The following is a 25,396-nucleotide window of genomic DNA, read 5'->3' as shown; positions in this document are numbered from 1 at the left end:
GATGGGCTGTGCCGAGACCGCGGATATGACGCTCGGTGACATAGTCACTGACAATGCGGTGCGCTATCCCGACGTCGTTGCCTACCGGCACGGCAACCGCACCGTCAGCCATGCGCAGTTGCGCGACCGCGCCGTGCGGCTGGTGTCGGCGATGGCCGCGGCCGGCGTGCAGCGCCAGGATCGCATCGCGGTGCTCAGCCGCAACAGCATAGAGTTCGGCGAACTGAACGCGTCCGCCCAACTCAGCGGAATTATCTTGGCCACCATCAACTTCCGGCTCGCCCCGCCGGAGATCCACGACGTATTGCGTCGGGTGGAACCGTCCATCGTGTTCGTCGCCGACGAGTTCCTCCCGGTGATCGCTGGTCTTGTCGCTGATTTGGCGTCACCACCGATCGTGGTGGCTATCGGCGGTGAACCACCCGCGGGCACGATGGATTACGACGCGTTTGTCGGGAGCGGCGGGGGTGGTGAGCTCGAACTCGTCGCCGAACCGGATGATATCGCCTACCTCTTGTTCACCAGCGGCACTACCGGCGCCTCGAAGTGCTGCATCCTCGGGCAGCGGGAGATGCGCGCGGTCGCGCTCACCATGAACAATGAGATGCGGTGCGGCAGTGATGACCGTGGACTCATCACCATGCCGATGTTCCATGTCGGGGCACTCGCAATCGTCGGTGGCTTGCATGCCCGGGGTGCAACTGTGGTGCTGCAGCAGCAGTTCGACGCGGCCGATGCGGCGCGGTTGATTGCCGCCGAACGGATCACGGTGTTGCATCTGGCTCCGGTCATGCTCCGGACACTGCTCGACGCCGTAGGGGAGCTTACGGAGGTGGAATCCGTACGCACAGTGGTCTACTCGGCTGCGCCGATGACAGCCGCCGTCCTGCGACGGGCGATGGCGACGCTACCCGGCGCAGGGTTCCTCAACCTGTACGGGCAGACCGAAGTCATCGTGTCCGGTCTTCCGCGAGAACTGCACGCGCTCGACGGCCCCGACGTCGGGGAGCGTCTGCGCTCAGTGGGTTTCCCGTTCCCTGGCACACGGATTCGCATCGTCGACGAGGACGGGCGGGACGTGCCCACCGGGCATGCGGGCGAAATCGTCGTGCGGTCGGCCTCCATGTTCCGTGGTTACTGGCAGGACCCGGCGGCAACCGCGGCGACACTGGGCGACGGATGGTGCCACACGGGCGACGTGGGCCGCATGGACAAACGCGGACTTCTGTACCTGGTGGACCGTAAGAAGGACGTCATCATCAGCGGTGGGGAGAACGTCTACTCGCCGGAGGTTGAGGATGCGATCAACGCCCTCGACGGGGTAGCCGCCTGCGCTGTGGTCGGCGTGCCCGATGACCGATGGGGTGAGGCGGTCTGCGCGGTCGTCGTGCCGAAAGCCGGCGCGTCGCCCACTCTGGAGTCGCTGCAGGACGGCATCCGGGGGCGACTGGCTCGCTACAAGGTCCCCCGTCGGCTGGTGCTAGTCGCTGATTTACCGGTGTTGGCTAGCGGCAAGGTGGACAAGAAGCGGCTGCGTGCCGAACTCGCGGGCTGAGTTACAGCGCGGGCTGCCCGTACACCGCGACTACCACGGAGCGTGCCAGGCTGTTCTCCGACCACACCCCGATGGCGGTGTTCGCGCAGTCCTGCATGATGGCCCGCCGCGGCGGGTCATACCACCATTGGCCGAGGATCTCGATACCGCTGATCGCCAGGGCGGGGTTGATCGCGACGGTCTCGCTGACCTTGCCGACGAAGTTCTGCCCATTGGCCCGGTCCTGCGCGGTTGAGCCATCAGAGCCGATGTCGCCGTCTAGATTCGGGTTGTTCAGCACGTCAAGGGTATGAAGCCGAGCTGCCTCTACCAGTCGACCGTCGAGCTTCGGCTCGGTCGGGCAGTCGTTCTGCTTCTGAGCCGTGTAGATGTTGACGAACACGCTCTCGTTCAGCCTCTTGTTGTCGGCCTGGGCGGGAGGCACCGCGAAAGCGGGTGCCACAGCGGACATCAACGCCAACGTCAACGCGCAACGCCGGCCGGCGCGGGAAAACGACATGGTTGAAGAGACTACCGGCAAACAGGTATATGAATTACCATTTCGCTATCTATGAAGCGATCATTCTCATCGGTCGGATTCGCCGCGCTGCTCGCTGCCGTGATGGTGGGGACGCCGGTGGCCCACGCGGACAACATTGGGTACCTCGTCAACGTGACGATGCGGCCCGGATACAACTTCGCCAACGCGGACCAGGCGCTGGCCTACGGGTACGGGATCTGCGACAAGATCGCCGCGGGCAGACCGTATGCGCAGCTCGTCGGCGACATCAAGGCCGACTTCAACACCACAGATGAATTCCAGGCCTCGTATCTGATCTCGCAATCGGCGCAGGAGCTGTGTCCGGCCCAGATCTGGCAATTGCGCAATTCAGCAGCGGGCTATCGCGGTGCGCAGGGCTGACATGTTGTGCTCATGCAGAGCACAGCAGCGAGCGCCGCAGCAGGTTCACCATGAGGTGTGCGGAATGCTCCTCGCTGTCAGATTCGCCGGCCCCTGTCGGTTCGCTCATTCTGCCCAGCACTGCGAGAAACACTGCACTGGCCACGTCGCGGTCGACACCCGGGAGCAGATCAACCGAGCCCAACAGTGCACCCACCGCCTGGTGTATCGCACCTATGCCATGATCGACCGCGGCCTCGGACAGTTGTTCGGCGACGGTGCCATCGAACCACGCCCGGATCACACCGCGATAGCGGCGGTGAAACCGGACATAGCCCACCATCCAGCTGGTCAGTGCATCAATGTCAGCGACGCGCGGGAGGGTGGCGGCGTGCTCCTCGACCTCGGCCGCGGCCTCACCGGTGAGCTCGGCGAGAATCTTGTCCTTGGTGCTGAAGTATCGGTACAAGGTGGCGCGGCTGATGTCGGCGGCGGCCGCGATGTCCTCCATGCTGACCGCGTAGTAGCCGTGCTCGGCGAACAGGGCCGAGCACACCGACAGCACGTCGGCAGGGATCGGCGACGACAGGGTGACAGTGCCGTTCGATCTCGATGTGGCCTTCTCGGCAGTGGCCGGCGGCGTGGTCATTCCATCCTCGACGCACCGCGGTGCGACCATGAGATCAGCGGCGGTGTCGGGGAACAGCATCAGTTGCAAGACGACCGTCAATGACCACGACACCACATTCCTGGCGGGCAACGGGAACATTGCGCGGTGCCGGTATAGATGAACCATGTGCGGGATTCGCGTCAGCGTAGCCACCGCGTCCTCCAGAGCGAGTTCCCGCGGTCGTGCTGCGCGTAGCCGAGACGTGACGCGACGATGAAACTCCGCGGCGACCGGGCCTACATCGATGACGGATAGCGCTGCGGCGGTTCCGATGCCGGGGAACTCGGCGAAGACCGCCGCGTGTGTGTCGTAGATGTCGGCCCAATCGGTGAGCCAGCGGTGCAGGACTTCGACTCCCTCGCGGGTCGGGCCGAGATTGCCCAATCGTTCGCCGTGGTCAAGTACCGCATTACCGGCTGCGGCGCTCAACTCACCAAAAATGTCTTCCTTGCCGGCGAAGTACTGATAGACGGTCGCGCGGGACGAGTTCGCCGCCTTGGCGATCGTGTCCAGTGAGGTGCCGTAGTAGCCGTTTGCAAGGAACACGTCGGCCGCGCAGGCCAGTATTCGCTGACGGGTATGCAGCCCGCGGCGTCCGACGCCGATGCTGGCGGACGGGGCATATCCGGGACGGCGAATCTTGTCCGGAGTGAGTGCCATGCGAGAAGTATCCATGTGCCCTGGCGCATGCCCCGAGGCGCGGCGGGGAGCGGTGGTCATTCGGCTGAAGGAGGTCCCGGCAGGTTGCGCTTGGCCTTGCCGGGATATCCGAAGAATTTCTCGAAGTTGGCGTCGTTGATGGGCTGGGCGCTGTTGCGCTGGGCGGCTGCGCGCAGCGCCTCGAGGCGGGCGCGGGCAGCTTCGATATCGGTTGGCGTGCCCTCGGTTTGAAGTTGGTCGAGGTGGGCCGATGCGGCCGCGATCTCGAGGCGCAGACGTTCGCCCGCTTCACCGAAAGTGAGCAGATCATGGTCGTCCTCGTCAAGCTTTTCTCGGGCGGGGGCGGGCTCGGGCCGAGCAGAAGAGTCCATGTGGCACCTCTCAATCGATGGACGGATGTGGCGTCGATCATATAGTCTGTGAGACGAATCGTCAGAAAACAAGACGAACCGTCAGAAAGAAGGAGCGTGTCATGCCGCTTCAGGACCATCACCAGATCGTGTCCGTGGACGACCATCTGATCGAACATCCCCGCGTCTGGCAGGACCGATTGCCGGCCAAGTGGCGTGAGGCCGGGCCGCGGATCGTCGAGACGGAGGGTAAGCACCTGTGGCACTACGACGGGCAGATCTTCCCCACGATCGGGCTAAATGCGGTGGCCGGCAAGCCGCCGGAGGAGTGGGGCCTGGATCCGGTGCGTTATGAGGACATGATTCCGGGTTGTTATGACCCGGTGGCCCGGGTTGCTGACATGGATCTCGACGGCGTGCAGTCGGCCTTGTGTTTCCCGTCGTTCCCGGGGTTCGGCGGCGGCACTTTTCATCGTGCCAAGGACAAGGAGCTGGCGCTGCTCTGTGTGAAGGCGTGGAACGACTTCTACATCGACGAGTGGTGCGCGACTGCCCCGGAACGCTTCATTCCGTTGGCGATCCTGCCGACGTGGGATATCGACGCGTGTATCGAGGAGGCCACCCGGGTGGCTGCCAAGGGGGCGCGGACGGTCTCGTTCCCGGATAGTCCGGTGCCGTTGGGTTTGCCGTCGTTTCACTCCGATCACTGGGATGGCTTGTGGCAGGTCTGCTCGGAGGCCAAGATGCCGGTGTCGTTGCATTTCGGTTCGGGGTCTTTCGTCCCGGGGTTTTCGTTCTCCTCGTTGAAGCCCGACAACAGCATGGCGAAGGCGTTGCCCGACGCGCCGTTTGTGGTGGCAACCACCCTGTTTTCGTCGAACCTGATGTGGACGACGGTGGATCTGCTGTTCTCGGGCAAACTGCAGCAGTTCCCGGATCTGCAGATCTCATTGGCTGAAGGCGGTATCGGCTGGGTGCCCTACATCCTGGAGCGGTCGGATTATGTGTGGGAGCGGCACCGCTACTACCAGAACATCGACTTCGACACTCGTCCGTCGGATTTGTTCAAGAAGCATTTCTGGGGCTGCTTCATCGATGACATTCACGGCGTGAAAAACCGCTATGAGGTCGGTATCGACCGCATCACCTTGGAGATCGACTTTCCGCACTCCGATTCGAACTGGCCGAATTCGCGCAAGCGAGCCGCTGAGGTGTTGGCCGAGGTGCCCGACGACGAGTGCTCGCTCATCGTCGAGGAAAACGCCCGCCGGATGCTGAACTTTCCGCGCGTGCAGGCAGGCGAACAGCAATTGGCCGCGGTGTGAGCTGATCTCACTGGTTGGCGGCAGCCACCAGGGCGGTGATGTCGAATGAACTACACGCGGGGCCGGGACACCTCGGCCCCGCGTTGTCGTTCGACCGCGTCGCCCGCCGGGTGAACACTGCATGGGGTTACCGCGCCGCGCGAGACATGTTGAGCGGCAATGGCATTGCGCTGGATCTCGTTGGTGCCTCGGCCGGGTGATTGCGCCCACCGCTGGCTGGGCGAGGGTGCCGAGCCTGGTCGGCGATGACATCTCGCGAACACTAAATAGTTAATCCTTTAGTCTAATGGAGTCAGTTTCCGAACCGTCTGCCAGGACGGTCGAGTGGAGGAGGCCGCATGAAAGTTCGTCTTGAACACACGAAATGTGTGGGCCACGCGCAGTGCTACGCGGTTGATCCCGATCTGTTCCCGATCGATGACTCGGGGTACTCCATTCTCGAGCCGACCGAGGTGAGGCCCGAAGATGAGCAGCGGGTTCGTGATGGCGTTGCCGCATGCCCAGAGTTGGCTCTGATCCTCGAAGGCGGGTAGCGGGCTCTTGCCAATCGGTCGCAGCCGCGTCACTATGCTTACATAGTTAACCAGGTGATCGTAGTAGTGAGGTGTGATGCAGACAGCTGATTGGCGTGCGCGACTGGAATCGTTACTGGCCGAGTTCCGCGATCGCCAGGACCAGACAGCCCGGTCCGGCGTCAAACCGGACCGGATCGAGTCGGCATGCGCGTGGCATGCCGAACTGGTTGACAACGGGTTGGCAGCGCCGGGATGGCCCCGGTCGGTCGGCGGCCTGGAGTTGTCGCTGAACGATCAGCTGGACTACTACCGGTTGACCACCGACGCCGGCGCACCGCCGCATCCCTGCCCGCTGTCGTTCATCCTGGCTCCCACCCTCATCGCGCACGGCACCCAAGAGCAGAAGGACCGCTTCCTGAAGCCGCTGCTGCGGGCGGATGAGTTCTGGTGCCAAGGCTTTTCCGAACCGGGAGCGGGCAGCGACTTGGCATCGCTGTCCACTCGGGCGGTCCGCGACGGCGACGTGTACCGGGTCACCGGGCAGAAGGTGTGGACCTCGATGGCCGACCGGGCGGACTGGATGTTCGCACTCGTGCGCACGGGGTCTGGGGACAAACCCTCTGACGGCATCACCTACCTGCTCATCCCGATGAGCAGTGCCGGGATCACTGTGCGGCCACTGCGTGACATCAGTGGTGCTGCGCACTTCGCCGAGGTGTTCCTCGACGATGTGGCCGTACCCGTCGAGAACCGGGTGGGTGAGGAGGGCGCGGGTTGGTCGATCATGCGGACGTCATTGGGGCATGAGCGGGCGACCGCGTTCCTCGCCGACGAATTCAAGTACCGGCACACCGCAGACCGGGTGCTCGAGTTGGTGGCATCCCGGCAACTCGACAGCGATCCGCTGGTCCGCCAGGATGTCGCCCGGCTGGAATCCGGGGCACGCACCATCGCCGCCAACAGTGCCCGCGCGCTGGCCGCGGTGCTACGCGGGGAGGACCCCGGTGGAGTGGCCTCGGTGAACCGGCTTGTGAAATCAGAGTTCGAACAGCACCTGCATGCCCTGGCGTTGCGTGCGGTCGGCCCGTATGCCGCACTGGGCAGCCGGGCCCATGACGCCGTCGACAACGGCCGCTGGACATTCGGCTACCTGATGAGCCGCGCCACCACCATCGGTGCCGGCACCGCCGAGATCCAGCGCAACACCATCGCTGAAAGCGTGCTCGGCTTGCCGTCGCACCGCGGCGAGGGCACGCGAACCGCGGCCGTGACCCCCGGCGCACCGCTGGCCGTGCCCGAAGAGGGCGAAGGTGAGCTCCGCGATGTGCTCGCGAAGACGCTTTCGGCCAGGGTGGACGTGACGACGCTGCTCGACCGGAAACGCCCGATCGATGCCACCGACGACGCCGTGTGGTCGGCCCTTGTCGAGTTCGGCCTGCCAGGCCTGGCCGTAGCGGAGTCCCTGGGGGGCGCCGGTGCGCGACCGAGGCTGCTCTATGCCGCCATCGAGGAGGCCGGCAAAGCGCTGGCGCCTGCCCCGTTGGTCGCGACGGTGACCGCACTGGACGTTGCGGTGCAGTGCGCGGCGAAGGAGTTGGTGCAACGGATCACCGCGGGCACACCCGCCGCTTTCGCAGTGCCGTTGAACGATGGCGGTTGGGTGACCAGCGGACCGGAGCTACCTGAATGGGACGGCGCCGGCCTACACGGAGTGGTGCCGATCGTGGCGGGCGCACCGAGTGCCGAGGTGTTGATCGTGCTGGCTCGCACCGCCGTCGGAGAGGTGCTCGTCGCGGTCGACGCGGCCGACGATGGTGTCGAGGTGACGGCTCAGCAACCGCTGGACCTGACCGGCACGGTCGGTGCTGTGACCCTCACCGGTGCTTCGGGAGAAGTGCTGGCCGACGGTGCCGAGCTGAGTCGAGTGCTGCGTATCGCGCGCCGCCAAGCCAAGCTGGCCGTGGCTGCGGACTCGGTCGGTGTCGCGGCTAGGGCATTGGCATTGGCTGTGGAGTGGGCCCGCGAACGCCATCAGTTCGGGCGGGCGATCGGCAGTTTCCAAGCGATCTCGCACCGGTGCGCGGACACCCTGGTCGCTCTCGAAGGCGCCCGCAGCCAGGTGCTGGCGGTTGCTGAGCTCGATCTCGCGGGCGATGGAGCGGAGTCGGAGTATCTGGTGGATCTCGCTACCGCGGCTGCCCTTGACGCGGCGGTGAGCGCCACCGAGGCCGCATTACAGATCCACGGCGGCATCGGTTTCACCTGGGAGCATCCAATCCACCTGCTGCTGCGGCGTGCACAGGCGAACGCCGTGTTGGTCGGCCGCGCGGATGCGCTGCGCGACCGCGCCGCGGGGGAGCTGCTGCGGCCGTCGCAGGCGAAGCGCCCCGAACAAGCACTGACTCGCTGAGCCAGCCACATCGAACAGAAGGACAAAAAGTGGAATACGGTATGGGCCCCGAGTTGGAGGACTTCCGCGCAGAGGTCCGGGCGTTTGTTGCCGAGCACGCACCCGCCATCCCGCCTCGCGCGGGTGTGCGCAGTGCCGAGAACGAGACCGAGCTGAAAGCGCTGAAGGAATGGACGGCGCGGCTGTTCGAGGCAGGGTATGTCGGCGCGGACTGGCCTGCCGAGTTCGGCGGCCGCGATGACCGTTCGGCCGAGCACGCCATCGTCGTCGGTGAGGAGCTGGCCCGCGCCGTGGTCCCGGGGGTGCAGAGCGGCAGCATCCTCGCCTCGCACGCACTGATCCACTACGGCACCGACGATCAGCGCCGCAGGCATCTACCCGAGATCCGTGCGGGTCGACAACTGTGGTGCCAGCTGTTCAGTGAGCCCGGCGCGGGCAGTGACCTCGCGGCTCTGCGTACCCGGGCGGTGCTCGACGGCGACAGCTACATCGTCAGCGGGCAGAAGGTGTGGACCACCGATGGCCACTGGGCCGATTTCGGGTACATGTTGGCGCGAACCGACTCTGAGTCCCCAAAGCACAAGGGAATCAGCGCATTCATCGTCGATATGTCCAGCCCGGGTATCACCGTACGGCCGCTGCGCGAACTGACTGGCACCTCGGACTTCAATGAGGTGTTTCTCGACAACGTCAAGGTGCCCGCCGAGGCGATGATCGGCGCGCCGGGGCAGGGTTGGGCGATCGCGAATGCCACGTTGGCGCACGAGCGTACCGGTGTCGGCGCTGCGGTGGTGAAGCTCAAGCTGGCCGTTCAGGCGCTCACCGACCTGGCACGGCAGGTGCACGTGGGCGGGCGCCCCGCTATTGAGAGTGATCTCGTGAAGGATCGGATCGGCCAGTTCAGCGCCGAGGTCGAAGCGCTGGCAGCGCTGACCTATGCGAATGTGACGCGGTGGTCGCGTGGTACTGAACGGATGCACGACGCCGCCATGGCCAAGCTGATGTTCAGTGAGGTCAACCTCGAAATAGCCCGCTTCGCAGTGGAACTCGGTGGCGAGGACGGGGTGCTGGTGGAAGGCGACGCGAATGTCCTCGACGCCGGGCGCTGGCAGGACGAGTGGTTGTACGCTCGCGCGTACACCATCGCCGGCGGCAGCTCGGAGATCATGCGCAATCTGATCGCCGAGCGTGGACTGGGCCTGCCGCGTGGGCGCTAGGCCCTCACGCGGTGACGAGGGCGGCCCGGTGTTCGACGACCGTGCCGTTAAATGCCTCGTCGACCTTGATTCGGCGTAGCAGCAGATGCAGGTCGTGTTCCCACGTGAAGCCGATACCACCGTGCACCTGCAGGGCGTCACCGGCGACGCGGGCGGCGGCGGATTTCGCGTATGCGGCGGCCGCGGAGGCCGCCCGGGACCGGCTGGCACCGACCGAGGTGTCCAGCGCGAGTGCGGCGGCCCAGAGCGAGGCCCTGGCGGACTCCACCGCGACGACCATGTTGGCGCAGTGATGTTTGACGGCCTGGAACGAGCCGACCGGTACGCCGAATTGCTCACGCTGCCCGACGTATTCGACGCTCATATCGAGCAGTCGGGTCGCGGCGCCCAACGCGTCGAACGCACGGTGTACGGCCAGCGCATCCCGCACTGTTGCCAGGGTTCCGGGGGGCAGTTCGAGGCCATCGTCGGTCCCGTCGAAGTTCACTCTCGCCCACGACCGGGTCAGGTCGAGCGTCGTCATGGCGATCAGCGTGGGAGCGGACACCACCGACAGGTATTCCTTCTCACCGATGTGCCGTGCTACCGCGACGGCGGCCAAATCGGCTGCCATCGGCACAGGGGTGCCGACGCGGTCCCGGCCGGTGCTGAAGGCCAGCCCGATCAGAGCGTCGTCGGTGCTGATTCCTGCCCGGTCGAGCAGCCATGTGGTGATGGCCAGGTCGGCGATCGGCAGCGCACTGGCCGCGTAACCGTGGGCTTCGGTGAGGACCGCAAGATCGACGTGGGTGCCACCCATTTCGGGCGTGAGCAGCGCCAAGAGTCCGGATTCCGTGGCATGGGCCACCGCAGCCGGATCGATGGCGATGGGTGCTGAATCCAGCGTCGCGCGGACGCGAGCCAGCGGGTCGTTGCGGACCAGCCAGGCGCGTTCGGCCTCTGCCAGTTGGTCCTGCTCGTCGGTCAATCCGAAGTCCATGACGAAATCCTTCCAACTAAGTTGACCTAGTAAACCATGTCGATTAGGTTAAACAGAATACTGATTACGGCGAACCGTTCGGAAAGTGACGATGACGAGCATCGAAGAAGCGTTGGGCCGGCTGTGGGATGCCAATGACCACGCGCGCATGCTGCAATGCGACGGGCGTTGGGAGTCCTGGGGTCGCATCCGTAGTTTGACCGAGCGGATCGACAAGGAGTTGACCGCGGCGGGGTGCGGTGAGGGCGGCCGGGTCGCGGTTGTGCTGCCGAATCGCATGGAGTCGGTCGCCGCCCTCATCGCCATCTTCCGGGGCGGACGCACTCTGGTGACCATCAGTCCGCTGCAGCCACCGGAGCGGTTGAGCGCCGACCTGGCTGCAGCCGGAGTGGCCTACGTCCTGGCGCCGCACGCGGTGTGGACGGAAGATGTGTTCGACTGGACGGTCGGGGATCTCGGCGCCACAGGGTGGAGCCTCGACGGTGACGATGTGATCGTGCAGGCTCGGGGGCGCGCACAGGCGGACGCCGGCGATTCCACCGTCGCGATCGAGATGCTGACGTCGGGTACAACAGGCCCGCCGAAACGTATTCCCTTGACCCGTGCCCAGTTGGAGGTCGCCCTTTCCGCGGCGCTGCAACACAACGACCGGCCCGGGTCCCGGACCAAACCGCCGCTGTCGGGAACGGTCGGCCTGGTGACACTGCCCATCGTTCACATCGGCGGCCTCTGGTCGCTGCTGCAATCCTTGGTCGCCGCCCGACCGATTGCGATGCTGGACAGGTTCACGGTGCCGGGCTGGCACTCGGTGGTCAAAGAGCACAGGCCCGCTCTCGCGGGCTTGCCGCCCGCGGCCATCAGATCGGTGCTCGATTCCGATGTTCCGGTCGAGGATCTGGCGAGTATCCGCGCGGTGAACGCGGGCACCAGCCCGGTCGACCCCGCACTGGTCGACGACTTCTTCGAGCGTTACGGCATTCCGATCCTCGTCGTATACGGCGCAACCGAGTTCTCCGGTGCCGTGGCCGGGTGGACGATGAAGGACTTTCACGCGCTGTGGGCCGAGAAGAAGGGCAGCGTGGGACGCGCGTTCCCCGGCGTCCGGCTGCAGATCGTAGACGAGGACGGCGCGGTGCTCGGCCCGGATGCGACTGGAAGGCTGCAGGTTGCTACCCCACAGACCGGACGCGCGGACGAGTGGGTCACCACCAGCGATCTGGCGCACCTCGACGCCGACGGCTTCCTCTACATCGACGGTCGCGCCGACGACGTCATCGTTCGCGGCGGGTTCAAGGTGGCACCGGAGACCGTTGTGCGGGCGCTGCGAGGGCATTCAGCGGTAGCCGATGCGGCGGTGGCGCCCATTCCTGATCGCCGTTTGGGCCAGATCCCGGTTGCCGCAGTCGAATTACGTTCGGGCGTCGATGCCGACGGTGACGAATTGCGTGAGCACTGCCGTGCTGTGCTCACGCCATATGAGGTGCCCGCCCAGGTGTTCGTGGTGGATGCGCTACCGCGGGGGGCGGCGCTGAAGGTGGACCGTCGGCGCCTGCTGGCCATGCTGGCGGACCTCGGTGCCGGACAGGCAGATCCCCAATCAGAGAACGCCAACAATCCGCAGAAGGAGAATTCATGACTGACGCCGCCATAGTGGAGCGCAGAGGCAACGTCGCGCTCATCACGATCAACCGTCCGGACGCCCGCAACGCGGTCAACGGTGCGGTGAGCATCGCCGTCGGCAACGCATTGGAAGCCGCGCAGAACGACCCCGATGTGTGGGCGGTGGTGCTCACCGGGGCCGGAGACAAATCCTTCTGTGCCGGGGCGGATCTGAAGGCGATCTCACGCGGGGAGGATCTCTTTCACGACACAAACCCCGAGTGGGGCTTCGCCGGTTACGTACACCACTTCATCGACAAGCCCACGATCGCCGCGGTCAACGGCACCGCCTTGGGCGGTGGTTCGGAGTTGGCCCTGGCCAGTGATCTGGTGGTCGCCGGCGAAACTGCCAGCTTCGGCCTACCCGAGGTCAAGCGCGGCCTGATCGCCGGTGCGGGCGGGGTATTCCGGATCATCGAACAGTTGCCGCGCAAGGTGGCGCTCGAACTCGTCTTCACCGGAGAGCCGGTCACCGCCCAGGAGGCGCTGAGGTGGGGGCTGATCAACCAAGTGGTAGCCGACGGCACCGTGGTGGAGGCTGCTCTCGCGCTCGCCGAGCGGATCACGGTGAACGCGCCGCTGTCGGTGCAGGCCAGCAAACGGGTCGCGTACGCCGCCGACAATGGCGTGATCGCCCATGAGGAACCAAAGTGGGAGCGCACTCAGCGTGAGTTCACCGCTTTGCTGAAATCCGAAGACGCTCAGGAAGGCCCGCTGGCCTTCGCGCAGAAACGTCAACCGGTCTGGAAGGCACGCTGACATGGGCCGGGTAGAGGGAAAAGTCGTTCTGGTCACCGGTGGAGCGCGCGGTCAGGGGCGTAGTCACGCAGTCAAACTGGCAGAGGAGGGTGCCGACGTCATCCTCTTCGACATCTGCCACGACATCGAGACCAACGGATACGCACTGGCCACATCGCGTGATCTCGAAGAAGCCGGACTGGAGGTGGAGAAGACCGGCCGCAAGGCCTACACCGCCGAGGTCGACGTGCGGGACCGGCCTTCGCTGGCGCGTGAACTCGCCAATGCGGTGGGCGAATTCGGCAAGCTCGACGTGGTCGTCGCCAACGCCGGGATATGTCCGCTGGGGGTGGGCCGCCCCGTGCAGGCCTTTGCCGATGCGTTCGATGTCGACTTCATCGGCGTCGTCAACACGGTGCACGCCGCGCTGCCTTACCTGAAGGAAGGCGCGTCGATCATCACCACTGGGTCCGTCGCAGCACTTATCGCTGCGGCACAGCCCGGGGCCCCCGGGCCGGACGGTCCGGGAGGTGCAGGCTACAGCTACGCCAAGGAGTTGGTGGACTCGTACACGCTGCGGCTGGCACGTCAGCTGGCACCACAATCCATCCGTGCCAATGTCGTTCACCCCACCAATTGCAACACCGCGATGCTCAACAGCGAGCCGATGTACCGCCAGTTCCGGCCGGACCTCGAGTCGCCCACTCGGGACGACGCTCTGTTGGCGTTCCCCGCCATGCAAGCCATGCCGACGCCGTACGTAGAGCCGTCCGACATCTCGAATGCGGTCTGCTTCCTGGCCTCTGACGAATCCCGCTACGTGACCGGCCTGCAGCTCAAGGTCGATGCCGGCGCCATGCTGAAGTTTTAGGAGAAGCGATGACCACCACCCAGAAAAGCGGAGCAGATACGGCAGCCGAAGAAGGCCGGATCACCGACGAGGACATCGAGCGCGCCAAAGCGCAGATCGGGATTCCGGTATTCCAGCGCGACGAGGCATGGAACAAGCTGCCATCCGGCGATGCCATCACGCAGTTCGCCTTCGGCTGTGGCGACGACAACCCGTTGTTCCACGATCCTGCGTACGGACCGAGCACCCGCTGGCACGGGCAGATCGCCTCACCGACGTTTCCGATCGCGACCGGCCTGGATCAGACCCCGAAGTTCACGGACCCGGAACGAAAGAAGTTGTTCCGTGGGTTGTTCCGCGGTACCGGCAAGTACTACTCGGGAGTGAAGTGGACCTGGTACCGCCCGGTATATGCCGGACGTCCGGTGTTGGCCGAGAACTACACGCTCGATGTCCAGGTCAAGGAGAGCGAATTTTCCGGCGGTCGCTCGGTCAAGGAGACCTTCCGGTATCTCTACGTCGACATCGACGGGAATCCGATCGCCACCCGCGACGAGTCCTACATCAACGCCGAGCGGCAGGGTTCGAAGAAGTCCGGCAAGCTCAAGGGAATTGAGCGCCAGCACTGGACACCTGAAGAGTTCGCACAGGTCGAGGCCGAGTACGAGGCCGAGGTGCGCCGCGGCGCCGACCTGCAGTGGTGGGAGGATGTCGCTGTCGGTGACGATCTTCCTGGAATCATCAAGGGCCCCCTGACTGTGGTCGACATCATCTCGATGCACATGGGATGGGGCTGGGGTGGATACGGTGTCGGCCCGTTGAAGTTCGCCCACCAGTTGCGTAAGCGGATGCCTGCGTTCTTCCAACCCGACGAGTATGGCGTGCCCGATGTCGTGCAACGGCTGCACTGGGACGCGGCCCGCGCGCAGGCGCTCGGCATTCCGGCGCCTTACGACTACGGGCAGATGCGCGCAGCATGGGTCAGCCACCTGCTGACCAACTGGATGGGGGACGACGGCTGGCTGGCCGAGATGGACCTGCAGATGCGTGGCTTCAACTATCACGGCGACGTACATCGGTGCACCGGCAAGGTCACGGCCAAGGGCGACTGCGCCGACGAGGCGGTGTCGGTGGAGGTGTTTGCCACCAGTCAGCGCGACGAGGCCACCACCCGCGGCACCGCGAAGGTGCTGCTTCCGTCGAAGGCCACCGGCCCAGTCGTGCTACCGGTACCCGACGCTGACCTCAGAAGACGTGGAGCGCAGGTTGTTTCGCGAGTATCAGGCAAGGTCGGCGAGGAAATGCGCCGACTGTACGGAGAGTGAGACAGGCATATGAAGCGATTGGTTTTGGAAGCCGAGCACGAGGCGTTCCGGGATACGGTACGGCAGTTCATAGAGCGGGAGCTCGTACCGAATGCCGAGCAATGGGAAAGCGCGCGGCTGGTTGACCGCTCGGCGTATGTGGCTGCCGGCAAGTACGGCCTGATCGGGTTCAATATGCCAGAGGAATTCGGCGGTGGGGGAGTTGACGACTTCAGGTTCAACGCCGTAATCGACGAGGAGCTGGCCCGCTACGGGGGGCCGGCACCGTCGTTGAGTCTGCAGAACGACGTTGTCGGACCGTACTTCTCGTCATTGGCCAATGACGAACAGAAGAAGCGCTGGCTCCCGGGTATCAGCAGCGGGGAACTGATCGTAGCCGTCGCTATGACCGAACCGGGTGCGGGCAGTGACCTGGCGGGCATTCGTAGCACTGCGGTCCGCGACGGTGACGATTGGATCGTCAACGGCTCCAAGACGTTCATCTCCTCGGGTATCAACTGCGACCTGGTGGTAGTGGTGTGCCGCACTGATCCCGAAGCCGGGCACAAAGGCTTCACCCTGCTCGTGGTCGAGGACGGCATGGACGGGTTCAGCCGCGGCCGCAAGCTGGAAAAAATGGGTCTGCATTACCAGGACACCGCCGAACTCGTCTTCGAAGACGTGCGGGTCCCCGCAGCCAACCTGCTGGGCAAAGAGGGCCGCGGCTTCTATCACCTGATGCACAATCTGCCGTCGGAACGTTTGTCCATCGCCATCTCGGCCATCGCGGGTGCCCGCGAAACCTGGCGACAGACCCTGCAGTACGCCAAGGACCGCAAGGCTTTCGGGCAATCGATCGGCAGCTTCCAGCACAACCGGTTCCTGCTGGCCGAGATGGACACCGAACTCGAGATCGGTGAACAGTACATCGACCGGTGCCTGCAAGCGGTGGTCGACGGTGAGCTGACGGCAGTCGAGGCATCGAAAGCCAAATGGTGGTGCACCGAGCTGGCCAAGAAGGTGGTCGATGGCTGTGTGCAGTTGCACGGCGGCTATGGCTACATGACCGAGTACCGAGTGGCCCGCGACTACATGGACAACCGCATCATGACGATTTTCGGCGGCACCACCGAGATCATGAAGGACATCATCGGCCGCGACTTGGGCCTGTAACCACCTGTGCCAAACGGTGTTTCGGTCCACGACCACGACGCTGTCCGGCGGATCCGTCTGGACCGGCCGGAGAAGCTCAATGCCGTCGATACCCCGATGCTCGACGAATTGTCGTCCCGGCTCAGCGAAACCGCGGCCGACAACTCGGTTCGAGTGGTGCTGCTCACCGGAGCCGGGCGCGCCTTCTGCTCCGGTGGCGACCTGATCGGCAGGGATACAGAAGGTGCCGCGCACGCCGCCAACCGGGTGGTGCAGGCAATCACGACTCTGCCCAAACCGGTGGTTGCAGGGGTACACGGCGCGGCGGTCGGCTTCGGCTGTCCGCTGGCGCTGGCCTGCGATCTGGTGGTGGCCGCACCGCCCGCGTACTTTCAGCTGGCTGATTCTGACCGCCGATTCGGGAGTCGTTTGATCACGAATTTCGGAGTCGGTGTTGTGGCGAAGGTGTTGTTGACTGTGAATTCGGGAGTCACCGGCTGTCCATGTGGCGTGGCTTGGATGTCTGTGTGCGGCCTTCGGGGTCGAAGTTGGAGCTGTACGCGGCGATCCGCCGGGATGCTCGCGCTGGGAAGTCGGCGCGGGCGATTCAGCGTGAGTACCGGGTGTCGTGGACAACGGTGCACAAGGCCTTGGGGTCGGCCTGGCCTTCGGAACGAAAGCACTATCCGAACCGGGGCAGCAAGATCGACGGTTACCGCGAGGTCATCGACAGTTGGCTGCGGACAGATCTGACCGCCCCGCGCAAACAGCGTCATACGGCTAAGCGGATCTTCGATCGGCTGCGCGAGGAGCATCAGGCTGAATTGTCGTATTCGCGGGTGCGCGCGTATGTGTCGATGCGACGCGCGGAGATTCTCGCCGAATCCGGCCGGGCCCCGATCGAGGTGTTCGTGCCGCAGTCGCACAGGCCCGGGGAGGAAGCCGAGGTCGACTTCGGTGATGTGGTCGTAGAGCTGCGCGGTCAGCCGGTGACGTGCTCGTTGCGGTTCTCGTTGCGGTTGTCGTTTTCGGGTCGCGCGGTGCATCGGGTGTTCCTGTCGGCTGGCCAGGAAGCATTCTTGGAGGGCCACGCGCACGCCTTCGAGGTTCTCGGCGGGGTGCCGTTCGGCCGGATCCGCTACGACAACCTCAAATCAGCAGTCTCAGCGGTGCTGGGTATGTCGCGGCATCGGGTGGAAAACGACCGCTGGGTGGCGTTCCGGTCCCACTACGGGATCGAGGCGTTCTACTGCCAACCCGGAGTACAAGGTGCCCATGAGAAGGGCGGGGTGGAAGGCCAGATCGGCTGGTTCCGCCGCAACCACTTCGTGCCGGTGCCGCAGGTCGAATCGATCGCTGAACTCAACGCCATGATCGACAAGTGGGACGCCGATGACCTGGATCGCCGCATCGGTTCCCGGGTCCGCACCGTCGGTGAGTTGTTCACTGCCGAGGCGTCGTTGTTGGTGCCGTTGCCTGAGGCCGCGTTTGAGACCGGGCGCTGGTTCAACCTGCGCGTGGATCGGCACAGTCAGATCACGGTGCGCACCAATCGATATTCGGTGCCGGTCCGGCTAGCCGGACGTCATGTGCGGGTGCAGCTGCATGCCTCGCATCTGGAGGTGTATTGCGACCGCCAGCTAGTCGCCACCCATGAACGCTTGCCGGGCAAGGCCGAAACCCGGCTGGAGTTGGATCACTACCTGGAGATTCTGCTGCGCAAACCCGGTGCCCTGCCGGGTTCGACGGCGTTGGAGCAGGCCCGCGCGGCGGGGCGGTTCACCCCGGTGCACGACGCCTGGTGGGCAGCGGCCCGCAAGACTCACGGCGACGCTACCGGCACCCGCGAACTGATCGCCGTCTTGCTGGCGCACCGGCATCTGCCGCATGAACTGGTGGTCATAGGGTTGGTCCGCGCCCTGGGCGCCGGGGCGCTGACTGCCGACTCCGTGGTCTTAGAGGCGCGAAAGGCGGCTGAGGACAACACTTCTGAACACCAGGGCGAACGCCATGAAACCGCAGACGAGGCCGAGGCGGTGGCGTCGCTGACCGCGCGACGACTGGCCGCACTGCCTACTGATTCTCGGCCGCTGCCCTCGGTGGCGGCCTACGACGCTCTGCTGCGCAATCCTAGGAAGGACACCGCCACCTCATGAGTACGACTTCTGCGAGCACCAGTTTGCCGCACCGGCGCGGGTTGACCGAGCAAGCTGCTGACGCTGCTGTGGAGCAGGCCTGCCGGATGCTGCGCTTGCCGACGATTCGCGTCAACTTCGCCGAGCTGGCCGACGAGGCCGCCGCCGAGCAGATGTCCTATCGCGGATTTCTGGCCGAACTGTTGATGGCCGAATGCGATGACCGGGCCCGGCGCCGTGCTACGCGGCGGATCAAAGCCGCCGGCTTCCCCCGCGACAAGTCGTTGCGGGCGTGGGATTTCGACGCCAACCCTCACGTTGACGCGGCCGCGGTGTACACGCTGGCCAAATGCGAATGGGTCAAGAAAGGGTTGCCGCTGTGCTTGATCGGCGATTCGGGCACCGGTAAGAGCCATCTGCTGATCGCGTTGGGCACCGAGGCGGCGATGGCCGGGTACCGGGTGAAGTACACGTTGGCCACCAAGCTGGTCAACGAACTCGTCGAGGCCGCCGACGACAAGCAACTGTCCAAGACCATCGCTCGCTACGGCCGGGTCGATCTGCTCTGCATCGATGAGCTGGGCTACATGGAGCTCGACCGGCGCGGCGCTGAACTGCTGTTTCAGGTGCTCACCGAACGCGAGGAGAAGGCTTCGGTGGCGATTGCGTCTAACGAGAGTTTCTCTGGGTGGACCAAGACGTTCACCGACCCACGGCTATGCGCGGCCATCGTGGACCGACTTACATTCGGCGGCAACATCATCGAAACTGGAACTGATTCCTTCCGTCTGGCCCAGACCCGATCAAAACACAACCCCGCAGCCTCCGACGATGCTCGTGCCTGATCGTCGGCACTCGACGGCGAGCTAGCTGTGTCAGCTGTTTGAGGCGTCGTAGGCCTCGGCGATGAGTTCTGCGCTGGCGTCGGGATGGTTTGGCTGCCAGTGCCAAGCGCGGCCGGGCAGAGGACTGCGCCTCCACCCTCGCCGACCGCTACCTGGTTTCGTATTAAGGCGGGCCCTATCGTTCCTGGTTCGCGATGTTCCCGACACCGACGAGCAAGTCGACCAGGTAGTCGGCGAGCTGGGCGCGATCGATGTCGAGAACACCGCGAGCCCAACGCACCACGACTTCGAAGATGCCCGACGCCAACACAATTGAGGTAAGTTGTGCTTGACGATCGTTTTGATCGAGAAGTTCCTCGGCCGCACTTTGCATGAGTTGAGCGACCAGCGAGACAGCGTTGTCACGGCGTTCCCGCAGTGCCGGGGTGGCCGTCAGATTGACGATGAGATGTCGCCAACGGGGGTCGTCATCGACAATCGACAGAGTGGCCTCGGTAGCTGCCCGAGCCCACTTGGCGGGATCCGACCCCGCGTCAGTCAGCCGAACTTCTAGGTCCGGCAGTAGTCGCGCATGCAGCCCGTAGTCGGCCAGGGCCCCGAGCAGTTCATCACAGCTCGTGAAGTGCTCGTAGAAATAGCGGTCGTTGAGTTCCGCCCGCCGACAGACGCCACGCACAGTAATCGCTTCGACACCTGACTCGGCCAGCACATCCAGGGCCGCCCCTAGCAGCGCCACCCGGCGGCGCTCCTTACGCTCAGCGACGCTCAATCCGGTGTACCGGTATCGGTTCGGTGTCGTCATCGTCGAATCGATCCTAGGTAACCCCCCGGTATGTGATCGGTCAGGCCTGCTTGACGAACCCGCATCCTTTGGTGAACAGTATCACCAAATGATGTTTTGGTGAGTCGATTCACCAAAAGCCACATGGGAGGGCGTCGAACATGAGCGTGAGCATTCCTGCAGATCCGGACACACCGATCACCCCACTCGGGCCCGATTCGCTGTTCTGGCGGTTGTTCGCTGACTCCCGGGTGGTGCCCTATGTGTTCTGGGGTGGCACGATTCAGAACCTGTATCCCGGGTTAGCCGCAGTCGTGGAGGAACACTCCACGGTCAAACAGGAACCAATGCAGCGATTGCTGCGATCCCTGTACACGATCCTGGGCACCGCCTTCGACGGTGAGCGCGCCCACCAGACATCTCAGGAATTGGTGCGGTATCACAGCGGGCTGGTGTCGACCGACAGCACCGGACGCCGCGCCCCTGCGCTGCGCCCGGACACGTTCTACTGGGCACACGCCACCTACATTGTCGCAGCCCTGGAGATGGCCGAGAACTTCTACGGTGGATTCACCAAGGGGCAACAGGAGCAGCTGTTCGAAGAGTTCAAGGTGATCTGGCGCCAGTACGGCATCAAATACCGAGACGAACCAGACACCCTGGACACGTTCTGGGTCTACTGGGACCACATGGTCAGCCACGAACTGGTGATGACCCAGGCATTCAAGGATCTGTTCTACTACCGATTCGGCGTGCACAACACGCCACCGCGCTGGATCCCCGCACCGCTGTACCGAGGCGTCCTCAACGGAATCGGGATGCCGATCTTTCGCCTGTATGCGACCGGGATGTATCCCGGGCCGGTGCGTCGGCTCGCCGGGCTGAAATGGACCCGCACTCACCAACGGATTTTCGATGCCATCAACCTCGTGCTGCGGCTGGTGTGGCGGGTACTGCCCGAGCGGGCCCGCATGCACCCGCGAGCACGGCAAGGGTGGCTTCGAGTCCGCGGCGATCTGCCCGCCGACGCACCGCTGCTGACAGCACCGCCCCGCTACGCCCCGCCACCGCAGTACCGCAACCGGCCCCATAATTTCCAGCCGATCCCACCAACCGAGAACACCGCTGCGTCGCAGTAAAGCCCCGCCCCGTCGCGCAGCTGCCGCGCCGAGCCCCAGCCCCATATTCCGTTGAGCCCCAAGGGAGAAACACCGCAATGGTGCAACTTGATGTGTTCTGGTCATACAGTATCGGCGCCAGCCTGGCACTGTCGGCCACCCACCAACTCCGATCCGCCGCCCGCGCCCCCCGGCACACACCCATCGACCGGCCGCGATGGCAGTCAGCGTTGACCGACCCCTACCTGACCGCAACCATGTTGTTCTGCGCCGGCCTGTTCGCCCCCAGCGGGGCATGGCTGCTGTTGGGCTTCACCAGCTGGGAAACCATGCACGCCGCACCCACCCATGACGCACTGCCGGTATGGCTGGTCGCCGTGTTCGCCGCCACCAACACCACCCAAGGCGTACTGGGATACCTGGTGACCCGATGGCTCATCACCCGCGACCACATGCAGTGGGCCTTCATGCAGATGGTGGCCGGCTACTTTGCACTGTTCTTCATTCTCAGCTACGGCTGGAACGGCACCGGCTACCAACGCTTCTTCTCCGCCGATGCCACCACATTCGCGCACTGGACTGACGCTCCTGCATCCCAGAACATTCGGGCGTGGGCCACTTCCCCAGTGGCATTGACCCTCTATGCGTTACTCGGGATGCTCGTCGTCGTGATGCTGTTCATCATGGGACGCTGGCACGCCGACGGGCTACGCCTCACCGGACGCCTCGGCCCACGCCCTCTGGTGGCGCTCGGACTGTGGGCAACCACCATGATCGTTACCCTGGTGGCTGCGCTGACCACGGGACTGCTTGTGCACCTTCTTGGTTGGATACCCACCATCTTGTTCGCCGCGGCCATCACGTGGGGCCTAGTAACCCGCCGCAACGGAATCGCCGAGCGCACCGTCAAGCTCTTCGGCATCAACGACACCACCACCCACCCACTACCGGCCACCGCATCCCTTGTGTGAGAGGCGCGTTCATGCGCCATACCCAACTGAAGGTCAGCGGGCAGGTGCTATGCGTCAGAAGCTCGCCGGTCCACGTCGAGATCCAGACAGGCAGATGCTCGACGATGATGTGACACCTGGGATGCCCTATCTATCGCGAGATGGTGGGAGGATCCGACTGGGTAGGCCCATGACCGTAGCGAGACCTACCGGCGAGCAGCGCTAGAGAGACTTCGGTGCGTCACTGTTGCAGCGGTGGCGGGCCCACTAATCGTGATGTTTGATGTGACGTCCTGCGCATCTGAAACACGGCTCTGCTGGACGAAATCGTCCCATCCAACTTGATCGGTCGGTACCGGAAAGACGTCTTCAAACCGGCTGCGGGGGGCTGGATGGATGGGGCAATTGACAAAGTCCCTGACGCCGCAGTGGAGCCGAAGACGGGGGCGCGCATGTAACTCGCGACGCCGCGTTTCGTACGCGTGTTCTGCCCTTAACCCCTGATAAACCGTGGACCGCCGGGCCAGCGGTCAATCCACGCTACCGACTCCCATTTTCGTGATCAATCCAACCCACGAACCTCCCTCAGCGACTCCGAAATTCGTGATCAAACGACTCCCGAATCGGCGGTCAAAATCAGCTGGCATTCAGTCGTGTCGGGTTGATGCCCGACGGAGGTGCCTGTGCGCTCCTGCCGGCGCTGATCGGACGTGCCCGTGCCGCACGGATGGCCATGACCGCTGAACGTGTCGACGCCGCAACGGCGTTCGAGTGGGGGATGATCTCGCATCTGACCGCCGACGACGATTACGACACGGTTCTGGAGCAGGTACTGCGGTCGGTATCCGCCGGGCCGACGTTGTCGTACGCCTGGACCAAGCGTGCGCTGGCGGCGGGGACGCTCGGTGAGTTGGAGCAGGTTCAGGCCATCGAGGCCGATGGCCAGCTGACGTTGGCCGGCACTGCGGACTTCCGGGAGGGAGTCCGTGCGTTCCGGGAGCGACGGCCTCCCGATTTCCGGGGGTGCTGAGCGGTCTGGAGCGTCGCGATGAAATTTGGTGACAAGAACGCTAAACAGTTATCTGATTTATGGTATTTTTCTGTGGCTTGACACACTCGTGTGATTCGTTGTGATCCATGTCATAGGAAGGTAGCTCATGACCGGAGCGCTGCTGGGCCTTCTCCTGCTCAGCCTGGGCGTTGGTGCAATCACGGGTGTCGTCGTGGCCGCCGTGCTGGGGTACACCACCGCGGCCATCGTCATCGGGATCGTCTCAGGTGCCTTCTTCGCCGGTCGGGTGTGCTGAGCAGACGCATCATCCATCGGACGCCTGTTCGCGGGGGGAGCCGGCTTCGCTGCTGGGGCTCGGCCCTGAGCTCCTGGGTTGTCAGATGTGTCCTTCACCATCGTTATCGGGTCCGCCGGCAGCTGAAGATGCTGGCGCATGCCCATTTGCTCCCAAGCCCGCACGAGCATGGTCTTCGTCGCCATCAGTGTGGACAGCGACGCGCCAGCGATCTGGGCCGTCAACGCTTCCGTCACCGGTTCGAGCGCGACGTGGGCGACGACGCGGTTGACCAAGCCCATCCGCAAGGCGTCCGCCGCGGACAGGGGAGGTGCAGGGTCATCCGCGCTACTTCCGTTGAATTAGTTGCTGATGGCCGGTGCGGCCAGGGAGTATGTGGCATCGGTGAGCTGCGCGATGAGGAAGGTGGCGATATCGGCTCGTGTCATCGCCGATCCCACTTTGTCGCAGCCGAGGAAGCCCGCACGCACAGTGCCTTTCGGTTTCCCGTTGGTCGGGCGGGTGATCCGGGCGATGGTCCAGTCGAGTCCGGACCCGGTCACCGCCTGTGTCATCCCGACGAGCTCGGTGAGTGCATTGGGGAACATTGTCCCGGCGATCAGCGGCAGAACTTTGGCCTTCAAGGTGGGTTGGTCCTGCTCATCTGGAACCGACGGTGTGGCAAGGCCGATGAAGCGACCGACGTTCTCGGCTGTCATCGCGGCGACGATGTTCTTCGTCCCGTCGGTGACAGGCGTCCCTTTGACGCCGCGTTTCAACGACGGCCCGAGTGCGCTGATGACCGCGTCGGCCCCGCGTAGCTCCTGCCGGATGCGCTGCGCGTCCGATAGTTCCCCGGCGACTATGTTCAGTTGGGCATCGTCAATACCGAGCTTGGCGGGGTTGCGTACGTAGGCGGTGACCTTGTGGCCGGCGGCGAGCAGATCAGCAACGACGAAGCGTCCGATATTGCCGGAGCCGCCGAAGACAGTGATGTTCATAGCGATACCTCTAGGTTAGTCAGGGTCGGCGCTTGGTATCTGGGCTCCAATTCCGATCAGGACGATATCAACGAATGGTCGAACATGTTGGTAAGCATTAAGTTTCGCATCGTGATGACTACCCCGCGCCAGGTTCATCACGTGCATCAGGACACTTCCGAACAGGCACTCCGCGACATCGAGTGACGCCGCTTCCGTGGCCATTTCACCCTGGCGCAGCGCGCGCTGGAAGGTTGTCAGCCCCGCGACGATGCGTGCGATCGAGATCGGAAAGACAGGAGTGTCCGTCGAGGGCGTGCTGACGATGCCGAGGCTCTTGACGTGGACATCCGCACGCTGATCGGCGGTATGCGCCGTCCGCAGTCGCTTCGCAACAGCACACACCGGGCGAGTTCCCCGATCTGCGGCCAGGCGTTGTGGCGTGACTTTCCGCCACTGGCGCTCGACCCGGTACTGCGAGCCGCCGTCGAGTCGTTCGTGGCGACCCGCTATCATGGTGCCACCATGCGCTCTCTGGCGCAGCGGGCCGGCGTCAGCGTTCCCTCGGTCTATCACCGCCACCGCGACAAGCAGGATCTCCCGGTGCGCATCTTGGACATCACCATGGGTGAACTGCATTGGCGGGTACGCGCCGCCCGCGACGAGGGGTAGACGAGCATTCACCGGGTGGCGCTGATCGTCGAGGTGCTCGTGCTGTACCACGCGCACCGGCGTGACCTGGCATTCATCGGCGCGAGCGAGATGCGGAGTCTGGCCGGAACGAATCGATTCCGAATTCCTAAACCACGCAGTGATATCCAGCAACTGCTCGATGAGGAGATCGCGGCCGCGGTCAGTGACGGACATGTTGCGACCAAGCACCCGCGCGACGCCGGAAGTGCAATCGCGACGATGTGCACATCGCTGGCCCAATGGTTCCGGTTTGACGGTGCGTCCTTCCTGGAGCATATCGCCCGGGAGTACGCCGATTTCGCGCTTGACCTACTGCGCCGCGACTGATCAACGACCGCGCTGTC

General features: G+C 64.3%; 26 protein-coding genes and 1 pseudogene. 20 read left to right on the top strand and 7 right to left on the bottom strand.

Annotation, left to right across the window (positions count from 1 at the left end; all coding sequences use genetic code 11):
* Nucleotide 1 precedes the first annotated feature (1 nt).
* Nucleotides 2–1,555, top strand: coding sequence for a class I adenylate-forming enzyme family protein (locus AC4ELH_RS22060; protein WP_498886644.1), 1,554 nt, complete (start codon nt 2–4; stop codon nt 1,553–1,555).
* Between the two features lies 1 nt (nt 1,556).
* Here the strand turns inward: AC4ELH_RS22060 and AC4ELH_RS22055 are convergent, their stop codons facing one another.
* Nucleotides 1,557–2,054 carry a CAP domain-containing protein gene (locus AC4ELH_RS22055; protein WP_498886642.1) on the bottom strand — a complete coding sequence of 166 codons (498 nt, stop codon included), beginning with the start codon at nt 2,052–2,054 and terminating at the stop codon, nt 1,557–1,559.
* 51 nt (nt 2,055–2,105) lie between these two features.
* Here AC4ELH_RS22055 and AC4ELH_RS22050 point away from each other — a divergent pair, with 51 nt between their 5' ends.
* Complete coding sequence (locus AC4ELH_RS22050) at nt 2,106–2,456, top strand: DUF732 domain-containing protein (RefSeq protein WP_498886641.1); 351 nt, start codon at nt 2,106–2,108, stop codon at nt 2,454–2,456.
* Between the two features lie 10 nt (nt 2,457–2,466).
* Here the strand turns inward: AC4ELH_RS22050 and AC4ELH_RS22045 are convergent, their stop codons facing one another.
* Complete coding sequence (locus AC4ELH_RS22045) at nt 2,467–3,765, bottom strand: TetR/AcrR family transcriptional regulator (protein ID WP_498886639.1); 1,299 nt, start codon at nt 3,763–3,765, stop codon at nt 2,467–2,469.
* 56 nt (nt 3,766–3,821) lie between these two features.
* The gene (locus tag AC4ELH_RS22040; RefSeq protein WP_498886637.1) at nt 3,822–4,136 is read right to left on the bottom strand and encodes an acyl-CoA synthetase; all 315 of its coding nucleotides are present in this window, start codon (nt 4,134–4,136) and stop codon (nt 3,822–3,824) included.
* Between the two features lie 101 nt (nt 4,137–4,237).
* Between AC4ELH_RS22040 and AC4ELH_RS22035 the strand changes: the two genes are divergently transcribed.
* The 4 genes from AC4ELH_RS22035 (at nt 4,238) to AC4ELH_RS22020 (ending at nt 9,582) form a co-directional block, all read left to right on the top strand.
* Entirely contained in the window at nt 4,238–5,440 is a 1,203-nt protein-coding gene (locus tag AC4ELH_RS22035) for an amidohydrolase family protein (RefSeq protein ID WP_498886635.1), read from the top strand.
* A gap of 338 nt (nt 5,441–5,778) precedes the next feature.
* Nucleotides 5,779–5,973: a ferredoxin gene (locus AC4ELH_RS22030; RefSeq protein WP_498886633.1), complete on the top strand. Its 195-nt coding sequence runs from the start codon at nt 5,779–5,781 to the stop codon at nt 5,971–5,973.
* Nucleotides 5,974–6,049: 76 nt separating this feature from the next.
* The gene (locus AC4ELH_RS22025) at nt 6,050–8,365 is read left to right on the top strand and encodes an acyl-CoA dehydrogenase family protein (RefSeq protein ID WP_498886631.1); all 2,316 of its coding nucleotides are present in this window, start codon (nt 6,050–6,052) and stop codon (nt 8,363–8,365) included.
* Between the two features lie 29 nt (nt 8,366–8,394).
* Nucleotides 8,395–9,582: an acyl-CoA dehydrogenase family protein gene (locus tag AC4ELH_RS22020; RefSeq protein ID WP_498886629.1), complete on the top strand. Its 1,188-nt coding sequence runs from the start codon at nt 8,395–8,397 to the stop codon at nt 9,580–9,582.
* A 4-nt stretch (nt 9,583–9,586) separates the two neighbouring features.
* Here AC4ELH_RS22020 and AC4ELH_RS22015 read toward each other — a convergent pair whose 3' ends face one another.
* Nucleotides 9,587–10,561 carry an acyl-CoA dehydrogenase family protein gene (locus AC4ELH_RS22015; RefSeq protein ID WP_498886627.1) on the bottom strand — a complete coding sequence of 325 codons (975 nt, stop codon included), beginning with the start codon at nt 10,559–10,561 and terminating at the stop codon, nt 9,587–9,589.
* Nucleotides 10,562–10,652: 91 nt separating this feature from the next.
* Here AC4ELH_RS22015 and AC4ELH_RS22010 point away from each other — a divergent pair, with 91 nt between their 5' ends.
* The 8 genes and pseudogenes from AC4ELH_RS22010 (at nt 10,653) to istB (ending at nt 19,244) form a co-directional block, all read left to right on the top strand.
* A complete protein-coding gene (locus tag AC4ELH_RS22010) occupies nt 10,653–12,197 on the top strand; it encodes a class I adenylate-forming enzyme family protein (protein ID WP_498886890.1) in 1,545 nt (514 codons plus the stop codon).
* Nucleotides 12,194–12,979, top strand: a complete 786-nt coding sequence (locus tag AC4ELH_RS22005; RefSeq protein ID WP_498886626.1) for an enoyl-CoA hydratase-related protein — start codon at nt 12,194–12,196, stop codon at nt 12,977–12,979. The genes AC4ELH_RS22010 and AC4ELH_RS22005 overlap by 4 nt, the downstream gene beginning before the upstream one ends.
* 1 nt (nt 12,980) lies before the next feature.
* Nucleotides 12,981–13,829: a mycofactocin-coupled SDR family oxidoreductase gene (locus tag AC4ELH_RS22000; protein WP_498886624.1), complete on the top strand. Its 849-nt coding sequence runs from the start codon at nt 12,981–12,983 to the stop codon at nt 13,827–13,829.
* Nucleotides 13,830–13,837: 8 nt separating this feature from the next.
* Nucleotides 13,838–15,133, top strand: coding sequence for an FAS1-like dehydratase domain-containing protein (locus AC4ELH_RS21995; protein ID WP_498886622.1), 1,296 nt, complete (start codon nt 13,838–13,840; stop codon nt 15,131–15,133).
* A 9-nt stretch (nt 15,134–15,142) separates the two neighbouring features.
* Nucleotides 15,143–16,285 carry an acyl-CoA dehydrogenase family protein gene (locus tag AC4ELH_RS21990; RefSeq protein WP_498886620.1) on the top strand — a complete coding sequence of 381 codons (1,143 nt, stop codon included), beginning with the start codon at nt 15,143–15,145 and terminating at the stop codon, nt 16,283–16,285.
* 6 nt (nt 16,286–16,291) lie between these two features.
* Nucleotides 16,292–16,657, top strand: a pseudogene (locus AC4ELH_RS21985) (enoyl-CoA hydratase/isomerase family protein); the annotation flags it as partial.
* Nucleotides 16,658–16,791: 134 nt separating this feature from the next.
* Entirely contained in the window at nt 16,792–18,420 is a 1,629-nt protein-coding gene (gene istA / locus AC4ELH_RS21980; RefSeq protein ID WP_498886618.1) for an IS21 family transposase, read from the top strand.
* Complete coding sequence (istB, locus tag AC4ELH_RS21975) at nt 18,417–19,244, top strand: IS21-like element helper ATPase IstB (protein WP_498886616.1); 828 nt, start codon at nt 18,417–18,419, stop codon at nt 19,242–19,244. The genes istA and istB overlap by 4 nt, the downstream gene beginning before the upstream one ends.
* A 175-nt stretch (nt 19,245–19,419) precedes the next feature.
* Here the strand turns inward: istB and AC4ELH_RS21970 are convergent, their stop codons facing one another.
* Complete coding sequence (locus AC4ELH_RS21970) at nt 19,420–20,046, bottom strand: TetR/AcrR family transcriptional regulator (protein WP_498886614.1); 627 nt, start codon at nt 20,044–20,046, stop codon at nt 19,420–19,422.
* Nucleotides 20,047–20,186: 140 nt separating this feature from the next.
* On the opposite strand from AC4ELH_RS21970, the gene AC4ELH_RS21965 reads away from it, so the two are divergent.
* The 4 genes from AC4ELH_RS21965 (at nt 20,187) to AC4ELH_RS21950 (ending at nt 23,400) form a co-directional block, all read left to right on the top strand.
* Nucleotides 20,187–21,164 carry an oxygenase MpaB family protein gene (locus tag AC4ELH_RS21965; protein ID WP_498886612.1) on the top strand — a complete coding sequence of 326 codons (978 nt, stop codon included), beginning with the start codon at nt 20,187–20,189 and terminating at the stop codon, nt 21,162–21,164.
* A gap of 77 nt (nt 21,165–21,241) precedes the next feature.
* Nucleotides 21,242–22,114: a hypothetical protein gene (locus AC4ELH_RS21960; protein WP_498886610.1), complete on the top strand. Its 873-nt coding sequence runs from the start codon at nt 21,242–21,244 to the stop codon at nt 22,112–22,114.
* A 643-nt stretch (nt 22,115–22,757) separates the two neighbouring features.
* The gene (locus tag AC4ELH_RS21955) at nt 22,758–23,123 is read left to right on the top strand and encodes an enoyl-CoA hydratase-related protein (RefSeq protein WP_498886608.1); all 366 of its coding nucleotides are present in this window, start codon (nt 22,758–22,760) and stop codon (nt 23,121–23,123) included.
* 127 nt (nt 23,124–23,250) lie between these two features.
* Nucleotides 23,251–23,400 (top strand): hypothetical protein, encoded by a 150-nt coding sequence (locus tag AC4ELH_RS21950; RefSeq protein ID WP_498886606.1) that lies wholly within the window; start codon nt 23,251–23,253, stop codon nt 23,398–23,400.
* A 341-nt stretch (nt 23,401–23,741) separates the two neighbouring features.
* Here the strand turns inward: AC4ELH_RS21950 and AC4ELH_RS21945 are convergent, their stop codons facing one another.
* Both AC4ELH_RS21945 and AC4ELH_RS21940 read right to left on the bottom strand, forming a co-directional pair.
* Nucleotides 23,742–24,380: an NAD(P)-dependent oxidoreductase gene (locus AC4ELH_RS21945; protein WP_498886604.1), complete on the bottom strand. Its 639-nt coding sequence runs from the start codon at nt 24,378–24,380 to the stop codon at nt 23,742–23,744.
* A 15-nt stretch (nt 24,381–24,395) separates the two neighbouring features.
* Entirely contained in the window at nt 24,396–24,875 is a 480-nt protein-coding gene (locus AC4ELH_RS21940) for a hypothetical protein (protein WP_498886603.1), read from the bottom strand.
* Nucleotides 24,876–24,884: 9 nt separating this feature from the next.
* On the opposite strand from AC4ELH_RS21940, the gene AC4ELH_RS21935 reads away from it, so the two are divergent.
* Complete coding sequence (locus AC4ELH_RS21935; protein ID WP_498886601.1) at nt 24,885–25,031, top strand: TetR family transcriptional regulator; 147 nt, start codon at nt 24,885–24,887, stop codon at nt 25,029–25,031.
* Nucleotides 25,032–25,046: 15 nt separating this feature from the next.
* A complete protein-coding gene (locus tag AC4ELH_RS21930) occupies nt 25,047–25,379 on the top strand; it encodes a TetR-type transcription factor C-terminal domain-containing protein (protein WP_498886599.1) in 333 nt (110 codons plus the stop codon).
* The last annotated feature ends 17 nt before the right edge of the window (nt 25,380–25,396 follow it).

It is taken from the genome of Mycobacterium shunyiense, assembly GCF_058270075.1.
The sequence above is the reverse complement of the archived record's forward strand: the minus strand, read 5'-3'. Positions and strand labels throughout refer to the sequence as shown.

What these genes read in the sequence shown, in the direction of transcription:
- AC4ELH_RS22045 (WP_498886639.1), bottom strand. Translation starts at nt 3,765, where the DNA reads ATGGCACTCACTCCGGACAAGATTCGCCGTCCCGGATATGCCCCGTCC.
- AC4ELH_RS21935 (WP_498886601.1), top strand. Translation starts at nt 24,885, where the DNA reads ATGCGCTCTCTGGCGCAGCGGGCCGGCGTCAGCGTTCCCTCGGTCTAT.
- AC4ELH_RS21955 (WP_498886608.1), top strand. Translation starts at nt 22,758, where the DNA reads ATGCCCGACGGAGGTGCCTGTGCGCTCCTGCCGGCGCTGATCGGACGT.
- AC4ELH_RS21945 (WP_498886604.1), bottom strand. Translation starts at nt 24,380, where the DNA reads ATGAACATCACTGTCTTCGGCGGCTCCGGCAATATCGGACGCTTCGTC.
- AC4ELH_RS22055 (WP_498886642.1), bottom strand. Translation starts at nt 2,054, where the DNA reads ATGTCGTTTTCCCGCGCCGGCCGGCGTTGCGCGTTGACGTTGGCGTTG.
- AC4ELH_RS22015 (WP_498886627.1), bottom strand. Translation starts at nt 10,561, where the DNA reads ATGGACTTCGGATTGACCGACGAGCAGGACCAACTGGCAGAGGCCGAA.
- AC4ELH_RS22000 (WP_498886624.1), top strand. Translation starts at nt 12,981, where the DNA reads ATGGGCCGGGTAGAGGGAAAAGTCGTTCTGGTCACCGGTGGAGCGCGC.
- AC4ELH_RS21940 (WP_498886603.1), bottom strand. Translation starts at nt 24,875, where the DNA reads ATGATAGCGGGTCGCCACGAACGACTCGACGGCGGCTCGCAGTACCGG.
- AC4ELH_RS22050 (WP_498886641.1), top strand. Translation starts at nt 2,106, where the DNA reads ATGAAGCGATCATTCTCATCGGTCGGATTCGCCGCGCTGCTCGCTGCC.
- AC4ELH_RS22025 (WP_498886631.1), top strand. Translation starts at nt 6,050, where the DNA reads ATGCAGACAGCTGATTGGCGTGCGCGACTGGAATCGTTACTGGCCGAG.
- AC4ELH_RS21950 (WP_498886606.1), top strand. Translation starts at nt 23,251, where the DNA reads ATGACCGGAGCGCTGCTGGGCCTTCTCCTGCTCAGCCTGGGCGTTGGT.
- AC4ELH_RS21965 (WP_498886612.1), top strand. Translation starts at nt 20,187, where the DNA reads ATGAGCGTGAGCATTCCTGCAGATCCGGACACACCGATCACCCCACTC.
- AC4ELH_RS21990 (WP_498886620.1), top strand. Translation starts at nt 15,143, where the DNA reads ATGAAGCGATTGGTTTTGGAAGCCGAGCACGAGGCGTTCCGGGATACG.
- AC4ELH_RS21960 (WP_498886610.1), top strand. Translation starts at nt 21,242, where the DNA reads ATGGTGCAACTTGATGTGTTCTGGTCATACAGTATCGGCGCCAGCCTG.
- AC4ELH_RS22030 (WP_498886633.1), top strand. Translation starts at nt 5,779, where the DNA reads ATGAAAGTTCGTCTTGAACACACGAAATGTGTGGGCCACGCGCAGTGC.
- AC4ELH_RS21970 (WP_498886614.1), bottom strand. Translation starts at nt 20,046, where the DNA reads ATGACGACACCGAACCGATACCGGTACACCGGATTGAGCGTCGCTGAG.
- istB (WP_498886616.1), top strand. Translation starts at nt 18,417, where the DNA reads ATGAGTACGACTTCTGCGAGCACCAGTTTGCCGCACCGGCGCGGGTTG.
- AC4ELH_RS22005 (WP_498886626.1), top strand. Translation starts at nt 12,194, where the DNA reads ATGACTGACGCCGCCATAGTGGAGCGCAGAGGCAACGTCGCGCTCATC.
- AC4ELH_RS22060 (WP_498886644.1), top strand. Translation starts at nt 2, where the DNA reads ATGGGCTGTGCCGAGACCGCGGATATGACGCTCGGTGACATAGTCACT.
- AC4ELH_RS21995 (WP_498886622.1), top strand. Translation starts at nt 13,838, where the DNA reads ATGACCACCACCCAGAAAAGCGGAGCAGATACGGCAGCCGAAGAAGGC.
- AC4ELH_RS22035 (WP_498886635.1), top strand. Translation starts at nt 4,238, where the DNA reads ATGCCGCTTCAGGACCATCACCAGATCGTGTCCGTGGACGACCATCTG.
- AC4ELH_RS22010 (WP_498886890.1), top strand. Translation starts at nt 10,653, where the DNA reads ATGACGAGCATCGAAGAAGCGTTGGGCCGGCTGTGGGATGCCAATGAC.
- AC4ELH_RS22040 (WP_498886637.1), bottom strand. Translation starts at nt 4,136, where the DNA reads ATGGACTCTTCTGCTCGGCCCGAGCCCGCCCCCGCCCGAGAAAAGCTT.